We start from the raw sequence: 12827 nt of genomic DNA on the forward strand, positions 1-12827 counted from the left end.
TTAAAAAAACGCGGAAACATCATCCGCGCTTTCTAGCTTTAGCTTTGCTCATTCGATTCAACTGCGTTTTTAGGTTCATTTCTTCTTTTCCGGCCTTGCTTTTTAGACTTCTGAAGCTTTTGGTCCTGCTCCTGTCCGCCTTCAAATTCGGTATTTGGACGATTATTCTTTGTCATGATAAAAAACCTCCTCTATTTAAAATGCTCCGCAAGCATAAAAAAGCGAATAGAAAAGAGTGGGGTATGATCCCCACCCTTCGTAGCCATATCTATTTAGTTCAATTATTTTGAAAAACCACTCATGTTTTGTTGAGCGAAAGATACTAAACGTTTAGTGATCTCTCCACCTACAGAACCGTTAGCACGAGAAGTTGTTTCAGCTCCTAAGTTCACTCCGAACTCAGTTGCGATTTCGTATTTCATTTGGTCGATCGCTTGTTGTGCACCTGGTACTACTAATTGGTTTGAGCTATTGTTGTTTGCCATGTGTTTTCACCTCCTTGTGAGTATAGATTGTGTAAAAACACATGGCTTCATTCAAACTAATTTTGGTAATTGTTCACAATTTTTCTGGTCTAAAATAACTTATTAAATTCTTTATCTTCAGCAGACGAAATGACGATTACATCCGTATCTTCAACAGCTTTATCAATCAGCGATTCAAAATCCAGAAAACTTTCGAACCTTTGTGCTTTTTCAAGTTTTGGTTTTGTCGTTGGCGACGCTGGTGTAAAGATAGTACAGCAGTCTTCGTAAGGCAAAATGGAGGTATCATGTGTTCCAATTTGCTTGGCTATAGTTATAATATCCGTTTTATCATAAGTAATCAGCGGACGGATAATCGGCGTGCTCGTCACCTCATTTATAGCAAACATGCTTTCTAACGTTTGGCTTGCAACTTGTCCAAGGCTTTCTCCGGTGATTATAGCTAACCCGCCCTGTTTTTCGCGGATTCTGTCAGCTATTTTAAGCATCATCCGCCGTGTAGATGTCATGTTATAGCTTTCAGGCACTTGCTTTTGAATCGTTTCCTGTATTTCTGTAAACGGCACAATATAAAGCTTGATTTTCCCGCTAAAAGAAGTAAGCTTTCTTGCCAGGTCAATCACCTTTTGCTTGGCACGTTCACTCGTGTATGGAGGACTGAAGAAGTGAACCGCTTCAACATCAATACCGCGTTTCATTGCAAAGAAACCTGCAACTGGACTGTCAATCCCTCCTGAGAGCATTAATACCGCTTTTCCGCTTGCCCCTGCAGGAAGACCGCCCGCTCCCTGATAATCTTTACAAGTCAAATAGGCAGCTTCCTCACGGACTTCAACTCTTAAATCGATATCAGGCTCATGCACATCCACTGTTAAGCCTTCAAAATTTTGCAGAATGTGGCTGCCGATTGCGTGATTAATTTCATTTGTAAGCAGCGGAAATGATTTATCCGCTCTTTTTGCAGATATTTTAAAGGTATCTCCAGGTTTATATTGCTCAGACATCAGCTCAAGTGCTCCATTTTTAATTGCCTCAAGCTCATTCTTTGCTTTTAAAGCTAAACTAAAAGAATGTATGCCGAAAACATTTTTCAGTTTTTCAAGAATCGGTTCGTGATTTTCACCGTGAAGCCTGATATACATACGGTCCCTGTTGCTGCTGTAGCCTAAGGCAGGGAACTCATGCAGCACCAGTTTTATATTTTCTTTTAATTGATCGACAAACCGTTTTCGGTTTTTTCCTTTTGTAGAAATTTCTCCATATCGAATTAAAATATGATCATAATTCATCTTACTACCTCGTTAATTTCGTTAATTTTTCAAGAGATTTCTTAAGTGCAGCCATAAATTCTTCCAGCTCTTCATTTGTATTTTCATAAGAAAGACTGATTCGGATCGAACTTGATGCGACAGCTTCTCCTTTTCCCATAGCGAGCAGTACTGTACTGCTTTTTTTCCTTTTTGACGAACATGCAGAAGTTGTCGAGACAAAGATTCCAGATTGTTCAAGCATATGTAAAAGCACTTCTGCCTGAATACCCGGTGCGGAAAAATTAATAATATGGGGTGCAGACTTATAAGCAGATGTGTTTACGACAATACCTTCTATTTTATTTAACTTTCGGATCAGATTCGATTTCATCTTTTGCAAATTATCTATACAAGCTTCATATTTATCCATGGACATTCTTAATGCTTTTGCCATTGATACCGCAAGAGCGATGCTCTCCGTGCCTGAACGGGCCTGCTTCTCCTGGGCCCCTCCCGACAAAAGAGGCTCGAATTTCATTCCTTTTCGGGCATACAAAACTCCGCAGCCATTAAGTGCATGGAATTTGTGGCCCGATATCGTACATAAATCAATCCCTTTAAGTAAGAGAGGAACTTTAGCCGCGCCCTGTACATGATCAACGTGAAAATAAATGTCCGGAAAATCAAGCAGCAGCATGCTGATTTCTTCTATTGGCTGAATCGATCCTGTTTCATTATTTACATGCATGATTGATACTAAAATAGTTTCTTTTCTTATGTTTTTCTTAATATCTTCAACGGCGACTATTCCTTCTTCATTTACAGGCAGATACGTTACGTCAAAGTCAAACAGCTTTTGCAGCTGTCTGCAGCTTTCAATGACAGAAGGATGTTCAATTTGTGTAGTGATAATATGGTTCCCTTTCTTTTTTAAAGAAAGAGCCATGCCTTTTATGGCTAAATTATTTCCTTCAGTGCCCCCGGATGTGAAAATAATTTCTTGTTCATCTGCTCCTAATAGGCCAGCCATTTGTTTTCTTGCCTGTGCCAATAGATTTTCTGCTTCTGCACCGAGACCGTGCAGCGAGGAAGGATTCGCAAAATAACGGGTTGCAACATGTGCAAAAGCATGCAATACTTCATCATATGGTTTTGTGGTTGCACTATTATCAAGATAAATCAAACTATTCAATCCTCCAATACATTAAAAAACAAGGAGTTCTGAGACTATATATTTAAATAAAAGAGTAATGGTGTACGAAACAAACAATCATAATAACATAAAACCAGAAAATAAGAAAGAAATGTTTGACTATTTGACATATTAAATTTTTTGAATATAATAAAAATTGATTATATCTTATTTTTCGACAAATTTTTTAGATAATGTGTTAGGATGAAAACGGATACATTCCCTAACACTCAGTCTTCAGGAGGATTTTTCATGTCAAAATCATTGCCACCAAAAGAAACTTTAACTATAGGACTTATGCTCTTTGCCCTATTTTTCGGAGCAGGTAATTTAATCTTTCCACCCGGTTTGGGCCAGCAGGCTGGTGTAAACATGTGGGAAGCGATCATCGGTTTTCTGATTACCGGTGTTGGACTCCCGCTTCTTGGGGTTGTCGCGATTAGCGTATCAGGCAGTGATGTTCAATCTCTGGCAGGCAGGGTTCATCCCGTTTTTGGTTTAGTATTTACGTTTGTTTTATATCTAGCCATTGGTCCTGTCTTTGCCATTCCAAGAACGGGAACGGTCACATATGAAGTAGGTATATTACCTTTCTTGCCCGCTGCAGCTGCAGACAGCAGTTTGCCTTTGATGATATTCACTATTATCTTTTTTGGAATTACGCTTTGGCTGTCGCTCAATCCAGCGAAGATTGTAGATACAGTCGGGAAACTGTTAACCCCAATCTTACTGATTGTACTTGCACTAATCTCAGTTAAGATGCTCATAACACCTATGGGAGAAATGCAGGCTCCTAAAGGAGAGTATGCAGATGGTGCCTTTTTCAAGGGATTTTTAGAAGGATATTTGACAATGGATACTCTTGCAGCATTAGTTTTCAGTATTGTTGTCATAAATGCTGTTAAAGAACGAGGGATAACAGACCGTGCGGCCATTGCAAAAATTTGTATCAGATGCGGATTAATTGCAGCTGCGGGTCTTGCTGCTGTTTATATTTCCCTCGCGTATTTGGGGGCTACGAGCGTGAGCCAAATTGGTTATTTTGATAACGGCGGTGCTGTTTTGTCTGAATCAGTCAATATCCTATTTGGTTCACTGGGAAATGTGATCTTAAGCACCGCTATTACATTCGCTTGTCTGACAACAAGTATTGGCTTGGTTTCAGCGTGCGGCAAGTACTTTTCAATGGTCTTTCCAAGTGTTTCATATAAACTGATCATTACAGTTATTTGTTTATTCAGTACAATTGTTGCAAACGCGGGATTAACGAAGCTGATTGCTTTTTCTGTTCCAATTTTGATTGCTTTATATCCGCTTGCAATTGTTCTGATCATTCTTTCTTTTCTTCATAGTTATTTTAAAGGAGCACCTGAAGTTTACATCGGCAGTTTAATGCTGACAACAGTCATAAGCATTGCTGATGGATTAAAAGCTGGAGGTCTGCTCCCAGGCGCAATTGACGAGTGGCTGGTATCCACTATTCCGTTATTCGACTACGGCATTGGATTTTTAGTCCCTGCTATCATTGGCGGAGTAATTGGGCTAATCATATCCTCCACCCGGACTAATCAGAAAAGCGGTGCAGCCTTTGCAAGCTCGCGAAGAAAATAGAAATGGATAAAAAAACTCCCGTACCAATTGGTACGGGAGTTTTTTTATGAGGATGGTTTTGTGTCTTCATCAAGAATGATCTGAAGCTTTGAAAGTGAACCTGGCTCAACTTGTTCGAGAGCTGCGGCTGCTTTTTCAAGCGACTTGCTGTATTCATATTTCCGGAAATGAAGTTCGGCCTCTTTTAATTGATCAGCAACTGTTCCATTTCTTCTTCTGTATTTATTGCCATATTGAATGACTTTTTCAGCTAAATATACTTGTTCAATCATTTCCTCAGCCTGTTTGGAGAAAGTATCAATGTTCTTTGCAGCCTCATCAAGCATTGAATTAACCACAATCATATCCAATGGAATCTCTTCAAGCTTGCGTGAAACATGAGAAATCGATTGCTTTGCTTCCTGAAGCAGCTGCGCAAGACTCTCAGGCAGTCCAGGCACATTGCTTTTCTGGATTTTTCTGCTGGAGTCGTGAAGCTGCTTTCTTGCATCAGCCAATGCTTGTCTTGCTTCGCGTTCTTCCTTGCGGAGGGCCTGAAGCAGATTACTGAAATCCTGATGCTCAGTTTTGACAGAAGCAATATGCTTCTCAAGTTCTTCTAGCTCTTCTTTTAAAATAGAATGGGCAAGCGGTTCTGTCTGCAGGTTATTTTGAATATGCGAGAACTGCTTATAGAGAGAATTAATCTGTTTTTCCAGTTTTCTCTGTTTATCCAAATCAGCTTCAGAAATCTGATAGCTCTGTCTAACAAGTTCTGCTTCTTCCTGCGTTTCTGTACGCTTAGTGAGAAGCTCTGAAATCTGCTGATCAATCTTGCTTGTTGCCGCTTGCACATAATGATGGGCAAGAACTTCTTTTTCCAGCAGATCATAGAATGTGTCAATTGCTTCCTGAATTTCTTCTAAGCTTTCTTTTACTTCAGCTGTATTAGTTTCAGCTAGGAGCTCCATATGCTCTTCAAGCTGCTTCGTCATTTTGAGAAGCTCTGTTTCAAACTGAATATGCTTTAAATGGAAGCCATTATCCAGCATTTCCTGATAGCCCTCAGCAAGCTCTGCAAGCTGATTCGGAATAACGGTGTGACACTCTGCCAAAAGTTTTGGTATGTCATCAATCTTAGAGAGCAGGATCAGAATCTCTTCTTTCTGAACGAGCAGAATCTCTCTTGCAGCCAAATAGTTGCCTGCCTCAGTTTCTGCTTCAAATTGTTTTAAAGATTCAACAATCTCACCAAGCATTTCATCAAGCTTTGCATGAGCTTTGCCAAACGTATGGCTGTGTGCAAGAAGCTTCTTTTTTGCTTTTTTCACATTTGCCCTTACGTCCTCTATCTCTGTGCTGTTCTTTTCTTCGCTTGTAATCAGCTCATTGATCTCAGATATGATGATTTCAATTGATTCATCAACAAGCTTCAGTGTTTTTTCGATGTGTTCCAAAACCTTTTTGGATTTAGTAAAACGGTATTTATCCGCATAGTCCTCTGCATCAAACAGAAGCTCCTCCACTTCAGGAAGCTGGGCAGTAATAATCTCATCCCATTCCTTCCTCCACCGTTCAAATAATTCTTCTGCTTGTCCTGTCATTTTCAATTCTTTGACTTTTGAAAGTTCATCTACAATCGACCGGTTCATAATCTCAATCTTCAAGGCTTCTAAACGATCTACTTCTTTGTATATGTTTCTTCTGATAACGTAGCCGACACTAAATAAAACCAGCAAAATGACAATAAGTCCAATAACGACTTCCATAATGAGCCCCCTCGTTGTGTTCCAGCAAATCGTCATAACAAGGTATAATATTTTTATATGAATGTAAGTAACGATTGTCGAATTCTTATGTAAAGTGTATTTATTTGTGAATGATGTTATTTCATTGTATTTATGATACCATGTAAACGACAATTTTTGACCGATAATTTAAATTTTTTTACATAATTTATCGCCATATTTCGCGGCTTTCGAGAGGTGTGACTAAGCATGATAAAAAAAGACGGACATGTCCATACGCCATTTTGCCCACATGGTACAGCAGACAGTTTTGAAATGTATATCGAAAAAGCTCTTAATATTGGATTGGAAGAAATAACATTTACTGAGCATGCTCCCCTGCCTGATGGTTTTTCCGACCCCGTTCCGGATTCAGACAGTGCAATGAGCAGGAGACTTTTAAATGACTATTTCTCACAACTGTTAACAGTAAAAGAAAAATACTCAAAAGATATTAAGGTTAACATTGGATTTGAAATTGATTATATTGAGGGATTTGAACAAGAGACACAGGCATTTCTGGATGAATACAGCAAGTATGTTGATGATGCTGTGCTTTCGGTTCACTTTTTAAAAATAGGAGACCATTATTATTGCGTGGATTTTCATGAGAGTGCGTTTCCTCAGATGATTGAAGCTGCAGGAAGCTTGAAATCACTTCATAAAAAATATTATGAAACCCTGCTTGCCGCAGTAAAATCGAAGCTTGGTCCACATAAACCGAAAAGGCTTGGGCATCTCACTCTCATCAATAAATTTCAAAAGCGGTTTCCTTCAGATTTTGATTTAAAGAACATGCAATATGATTTGCTGCTTGCTATTAAAGAACAGAACATGGAGCTTGATTTTAATGTAGCAGGATTAAGGAAAGATTTATGCGGTGCCATTTATCTTGATCAGTGGATGATTAACGAGGCAAAAAAACAAAACATCCCTCTCATATACGGGTCTGACGCCCATAGTGCAAAGGATGTTGGTGCACACTATTCCCTTTTTAAGGAGGCTCTTTTCTAAGATTCCTATGCAGAATGATTGGGGAGCCTGTATTTTTTAAACAATAGCTTCTTTCTGTGCAGGTTCGCACAGCAAATGATCGATCCATATTTCAATTTCGTGGAAGTATTGTTTTACGAAATAGGTTTCATGTGTTTGTATATAAAGCACTTCAGTCATATATTGAGTCTGAAGGTAGGGCATGTTCAGCAGGCTCTTTAGCTGCACTAAAATGTGCACCATTGGCGCTTTGCGGAAATAGCCGGTTTTAATGCCTTCTTCAAGAATGGCTTTTAAAAAATACTTTTCCTTCGTCAGATACGTGGTCATGACTTCTCTTATTAAAGTTGAGTCCAGGGTAACTTCTCTAAGCACAAACCTCGCAAGTTGACGATTATAATGCTGGTAGTTTAAAATGTCCTGAATTAAGAGAAGAAGACAATTTTTCGGTGTTTCATGGCTCAGTCGAATATAGCCTTCTTCAATGACAGAAAGGTATCCTTCATAATACTTGGAGACGAGGTACTCCAAGAGGCCGCCCTTTCCATTAAAATAGTAGGAGATGTGAGCAACATTAACATTTGCTTTTTTGGCGATTTCCCTGACAGAAGTCCCATTAAAGCCCTGTGTGTTGAATAATGCAATAGCTGCTTCAATGATCTTTTCTTTCGTTTGATTGGGGACGGTCGGCTGCATTGGCATAAATCTCACCCCTTTCATCATTACTATGTTATTTCAAGGAAACAGGAGGTTTATCCTCTAATGTTTTCTCGACAAAGTTTGTCCGGCTCTTTATAAATTGCTGAAAAATACACAAAGGTGGGGAAGAACCATGTTTCATGTCGAAAAGTACGGCGGCAAACAAGAAGAAAATTATCAGCTGCTTATTAAACAGCTGAAGGCTCTTTTAGAAGGAGAAAGCGATCAAATCGCCAATTTATCAAACGCTTCTGCATTATTGAATCAATTTTTGCACGAAGTGAACTGGGTCGGATTCTATTTATATAAAGACAGCGAGCTTGTATTAGGGCCATTCCAGGGTCTTCCTGCATGTGTCAGAATCCCTATGGGCAGAGGAGTTTGCGGAACAGCCGCAGCAAATCAAAAAACTGAGCGCATCGCAGACGTTCACTCTTTCCCGGGCCATATTGCATGTGATGCAGCATCACAGTCTGAAATCGTTATACCAATTGTAAAAGATGGGCAGCTGTTCGGTGTGCTTGATATCGACAGCCCTGTAAAAAACCGTTTCAGTGAACTGGATCAAGAATATTTAGAGAAATTTACAGCGGCACTGACTGATATTTTATAAGAATCACAAAACCGGAACCTTCAGGGTTCCGGTTTTTTATTTTCTCTCTAGTGCCTGTTCTAGATCTTCCCAAATGTCCTCGATGTTTTCAAGACCTACCGACAGCCGGACTAGATTATCTTCAATCCCCATTTGTTTTCTTTCATACTCTGGTATCACCGAATGTGTCATAGTTGCCGGGTGCTGAATCAAGGACTCTGCATCCCCAAGGCTAACGGCAATCTTTATCAGCTCCAGCGAGTTGATGAAAGCTTGAGTTCCTGCTTTATCATGGTTTTTAAGTGTAAAGGTAATGAGTCCGCCGCCTTTTTTCATTTGTTTCTCAGCAAGAGCAACCTGCTTCGGATCTCCCAAAAATGGATAGGCAACATGTTCAACTGATGGATGAGCAAGGAGCCTTTCTGCAATTTTTCCCGCATTTTCACAGTGGCGATCCATTCGGACAGGCAGTGTCTTCAAACCTCTAAGCAAAAGCCAGGCATCAAATGGAGACATAATGGCGCCGATATCTTTTCTTTCTGTCATTGCAAGCTGGTGAATGTATTCTTTCTTTCCTGCAGCAAAACCTCCGATTACATCACCATGGCCGCTAATATATTTTGTTGCACTGTGCAGCACAATGTCGCAGCCGTGCAAAAGAGGCTGCTGAAGATATGGTGAACAAAACGTATTATCAACTATTACTTTTAATTCGTGTGACTTTGCAGCAGCGGTAACTGTTTCCAGATCAATCAGCTGCATAGTAGGATTAATTGGCGTTTCAATATAAATGCATGAAGTCTCCGGTTTAATCGCAGCTTCTATTTCTTCTATACTGGTCAATTCTGAAAATGAATGCGTGACCCCGAATTTTTCTTCAAGCATTTTCAGCAATCCAAATGTGCATCCATAGATTCCTTTAGAGCAAAGAATATGGGAACCTGTTTTGACCATAGACATGAGAACAGCTGAAACAGCTCCCATACCGGATCCAAAAGCAAGTGCTGCTTCAGCCTCTTCAAGTGCTGCTATTTTCTGTTCGGCTAATTGTACGGTCGGATTTCCTAATCGAGAATAAATATGACCTTCTTCTTCTCCTGCGAAACGCTTTTCTCCAGTTTCAGCACGGTCAAATACGAATGTCGCTGTTTGATAAAGCGGAGGCGTTAAACTGTTATATGGGTCATTCATTTGTTTTTGTCCTTGAATAACCTTTGTTTCAAAGCTGAGTTCCTTCTTCAGTGTCCTCTCCCCCTTCTCTTCCTACATTCAATATCATATGATAGTTCAATTAATTTTGAAAGCGCTTTCTTAACAAAAGAAAAAAAGATGGCATCCTAAATGACATCTTTCTTATTCAACCTCTATATCCTCTTGAAAAATGACACAGTTTTTGCCGCTTTCCTTCGCATTGTATAAACCTTTGTCTGCACGCATGATGATTCTTTTCAGGGTATCATGACGGCCTTCCCTCCAATGTGCGACTCCGCATGAAACAGTAACTGTCGGAACTGTTTCTTTCCGCACTGAAGCTGCAAGGCTGTTCGCAAAAGTGATTCCTGCTGCAAGATCCCCCTGCGGCAAATAGACTGCAAGTTCTTCACCGCCCCATCTTGCACCAATATCGTATTCACCGATGCTGTTCTTCATAATCTTTGCGACTTGAATGAGAACTTCATCTCCAACTTGATGTCCATAAGTATCATTAATTTGCTTAAAATTATCTATATCCATTAAGATAAACGTTCCCTGCCGGTCTTTTTCCAGGGAACTCTGCACTGACTCGTCCAAAAAGTTGCGGGAGTGTAACTTTGTTAAATGATCAGTTTTAACAAGCTGCTCAAGTTCCTCCCGAAGCATGGAATTCATCAGGGCCAGCGTAGAATGATGAATAAGCGATTGCAGCAGCTTAAACATCTCAAATGTAAAGAAATAAGAGTCAGAATGAAGAACAATGGCAAATCCTTTCAGCTGTTCGCTTTGAATCATCGGGATGGCAATGAGCGAGGAAAATTCTGAGCTTTCATTTACCCTTACTTCTCCCATAAACATACCTTCTAATTGCTGGCTAACTTTGCTATGAACTAAGTTAATATAAGGTTCTGATTCCCTTTTGTGAAAAAAAGGCGTACTGCCCGGCAAAATGCGCGGCTGTCTTTCCTCATTCATATAATAAAAGCCAACCTCTTCAGCAGAAAATGAACGCATAATCCGTTCTGACATGAAAGTCATCGTTTCAATTAACCGCAAGTTTTTATTCAGACGCTGAGAGGTTTCATTTATAAGCTGCAGGTCAGAAACAAGCTTTTTTGATTGTTCATAAAGCTTTGCGTTTTCAAGTGCATTGCCGGCAGCCTTTGCGAGAGATGTAATAATAAGCATGACATCACTGTTCAAATCAGATTGATTTTGCTGTGTGACTTCTAAAACTCCATATACCCCCTGATTTCCTTTAAGCGGAGCATAAACTACAAGCTGATTTGAATGTTTGGAAAGCTCCCACTGTACATCCCCTGTCAAATAAGCCTCCATTGCTTTTTCATTTCCGTAATTCCCCTCATAATCCAAGCTTTTAATCAACAAATTTTGTATATTTTCATTATCCTGTGATAGGAACAAATAAAAAAGATGAGCAGGAAACATCGTTTGAAGAGAAAAGATTAATTGATTCAAAACTTCGTCCTTGCTCATAGTGGAATGAAGTTTTTCTGTAAGCTGATACAGTGATTTATGTTTTGCGTCGCTCTCCTTTTTATTAAACAGTCTGATAAAATAGGAAAGGAACTGATCACATTCACTTTGAAGTTTCTCGTAGAACTCCTTACTGAATGCATTCTTTTCTTCTTTTATTACGATAAGAAATTCTCCTGGAATTAATAGTTCAACCTCATGATCATGCATTTCCACTCGATTTTGCTGTTTAACAATTCGATTGAATTGATAAAAGCCGGCAGTTGCAGCCAGCAGAACAAACTTATGATTCTCATATTTAAAAAGCGCAGCATCCTTTGAATTCATTGCATTCTGCAGGGTGCTGACAAAATATTCTTCATGTGTTTTGCTGTTTTGCAGGCTTTCGCTGCTGATATAATCAAAGAAAAGACTCTTAATAGACATTAACGTATACTCAGTTAGGTGTGTCACAAAAATCCCCCGTATTGTTGAATCCTGCACTATTTATTTCAGTATAGCATAGAATATTTTCCAATTTATCTATTTAATGTTTTTTTCAAAAGATTCATCCCTGCACCTTTTTCAAATGTTTCCTTGACTTTATATTATTAAAATCATATAATGTTCGTTGTGTAAAATAAATATTCGCAGCCTATTGATACCACTGCTGTGATTTCATTTTGTTCCTCCATTGTGAGGTGTATCGTGTAACTCTCTGCTGCTGGAGCGAGGATATATGAAAACAAAATGTGCATGTCAGTTTAGGGTCAGTCTGTTTTTATTTTATGCCAAATAAAAACATGTAAGGAGGAGACATATATGTCTCGTTATACAGGTCCAAGTTGGAAACTTTCCCGTCGTTTGGGAATTTCATTAAGCGGAACAGGTAAAGAATTAGAAAAGCGTCCATTCGCGCCAGGTCAGCACGGCCCGACTCAACGCAAAAAATTATCTGAGTACGGCTTACAATTACAGGAAAAACAAAAGCTTCGCCACATGTTCGGTGTGAACGAGCGTCAATTCCGCAACACATTTGACAAAGCTGCTAAAATGACTGGTAAACACGGTGAAAACTTCATGATTCTTCTTGAATCTCGTTTAGACAACGTTGTATATCGTCTTGGTTTAGCTCGCACTCGCCGTCAGGCGCGTCAAATCGTTAACCATGGTCACATCATGGTTGATGGAAGCCGTGTAGACATTCCATCATTCCAAGTGAAACCAGGTCAAACAATCACTTTACGTGAAAAATCACGTAACCTTGACATCGTTAAAGAATCAATCGAAGTAAGTAACTTCGTTCCTGAATTCTTAACTTTCGATGCTGACAAATTAGAAGGTACTTTCACTCGCTTACCTGAGCGTTCTGAATTGCCGGCTGAAATTAACGAAGCTCTTATCGTTGAGTTCTACTCACGTTAAGTAAAGCGGATCGTAAACAGCATTTATCAAAACCCTAGAAACGTTAATATAACGTACTTTCTAGGGTTTTTTGTGTTTTTATTTGTCTATTAGGAATGAAAAAAGGACCTTCGATTAGAAGAACCCTTTTGCTTATTCAGCTAA

At 39.4% G+C, this 12827-nt stretch carries 12 protein-coding genes; 4 read left to right on the forward strand and 8 right to left on the reverse strand.

Annotation, left to right across the window (positions count from 1 at the left end; genetic code table 11):
- Positions 1 to 38: 38 nt before the first annotated feature.
- From QLQ22_RS19375 to QLQ22_RS19390, 4 genes are all read right to left on the reverse strand, one after another.
- Entirely contained in the window at positions 39 to 176 is a 138-nt protein-coding gene (locus tag QLQ22_RS19375) for a hypothetical protein (protein WP_223437248.1), read from the reverse strand.
- A gap of 105 nt (positions 177 to 281) precedes the next feature.
- On the reverse strand, positions 282 to 485 hold the full coding sequence (locus tag QLQ22_RS19380) for an alpha/beta-type small acid-soluble spore protein (protein WP_223437249.1): 204 nt from the start codon (positions 483 to 485) through the stop codon (positions 282 to 284).
- A gap of 89 nt (positions 486 to 574) precedes the next feature.
- On the reverse strand, positions 575 to 1774 hold the full coding sequence (thiI, locus tag QLQ22_RS19385; protein ID WP_284015368.1) for a tRNA uracil 4-sulfurtransferase ThiI: 1200 nt from the start codon (positions 1772 to 1774) through the stop codon (positions 575 to 577).
- 4 nt (positions 1775 to 1778) lie between these two features.
- Positions 1779 to 2918 carry a cysteine desulfurase family protein gene (locus QLQ22_RS19390; protein ID WP_223437253.1) on the reverse strand — a complete coding sequence of 380 codons (1140 nt, stop codon included), beginning with the start codon at positions 2916 to 2918 and terminating at the stop codon, positions 1779 to 1781.
- Positions 2919 to 3179: 261 nt separating this feature from the next.
- Here QLQ22_RS19390 and brnQ point away from each other — a divergent pair, with 261 nt between their 5' ends.
- Positions 3180 to 4538 (forward strand): branched-chain amino acid transport system II carrier protein, encoded by a 1359-nt coding sequence (gene brnQ / locus QLQ22_RS19395; RefSeq protein WP_223437255.1) that lies wholly within the window; start codon positions 3180 to 3182, stop codon positions 4536 to 4538.
- 44 nt (positions 4539 to 4582) lie between these two features.
- Here the strand turns inward: brnQ and ezrA are convergent, their stop codons facing one another.
- Complete coding sequence (gene ezrA / locus QLQ22_RS19400) at positions 4583 to 6286, reverse strand: septation ring formation regulator EzrA (RefSeq protein WP_284015369.1); 1704 nt, start codon at positions 6284 to 6286, stop codon at positions 4583 to 4585.
- A gap of 228 nt (positions 6287 to 6514) precedes the next feature.
- On the opposite strand from ezrA, the gene hisJ reads away from it, so the two are divergent.
- Positions 6515 to 7318 (forward strand): histidinol-phosphatase HisJ, encoded by an 804-nt coding sequence (hisJ, locus tag QLQ22_RS19405; protein WP_223437259.1) that lies wholly within the window; start codon positions 6515 to 6517, stop codon positions 7316 to 7318.
- Positions 7319 to 7354: 36 nt separating this feature from the next.
- Here hisJ and refZ read toward each other — a convergent pair whose 3' ends face one another.
- Complete coding sequence (refZ, locus tag QLQ22_RS19410) at positions 7355 to 7993, reverse strand: forespore capture DNA-binding protein RefZ (protein WP_223443597.1); 639 nt, start codon at positions 7991 to 7993, stop codon at positions 7355 to 7357.
- A gap of 136 nt (positions 7994 to 8129) precedes the next feature.
- On the opposite strand from refZ, the gene QLQ22_RS19415 reads away from it, so the two are divergent.
- On the forward strand, positions 8130 to 8609 hold the full coding sequence (locus QLQ22_RS19415; RefSeq protein ID WP_223437262.1) for a GAF domain-containing protein: 480 nt from the start codon (positions 8130 to 8132) through the stop codon (positions 8607 to 8609).
- A gap of 36 nt (positions 8610 to 8645) precedes the next feature.
- On the opposite strand, the gene megL is transcribed toward QLQ22_RS19415, so the two are convergent.
- Positions 8646 to 9830, reverse strand: coding sequence for a methionine gamma-lyase (gene megL, locus QLQ22_RS19420; RefSeq protein ID WP_284016900.1), 1185 nt, complete (start codon positions 9828 to 9830; stop codon positions 8646 to 8648).
- A gap of 111 nt (positions 9831 to 9941) precedes the next feature.
- Positions 9942 to 11732 (reverse strand): sensor domain-containing diguanylate cyclase, encoded by a 1791-nt coding sequence (locus QLQ22_RS19425; RefSeq protein ID WP_252207256.1) that lies wholly within the window; start codon positions 11730 to 11732, stop codon positions 9942 to 9944.
- A gap of 348 nt (positions 11733 to 12080) precedes the next feature.
- Between QLQ22_RS19425 and rpsD the strand changes: the two genes are divergently transcribed.
- Entirely contained in the window at positions 12081 to 12683 is a 603-nt protein-coding gene (gene rpsD, locus QLQ22_RS19430; RefSeq protein ID WP_070876502.1) for a 30S ribosomal protein S4, read from the forward strand.
- Positions 12684 to 12827 lie beyond the last annotated feature (144 nt).

It is taken from the genome of Metabacillus hrfriensis (assembly GCF_030127205.1).
Lineage (GTDB): Bacteria > Bacillota > Bacilli > Bacillales > Bacillaceae > Bacillus_P > Bacillus_P dongyingensis.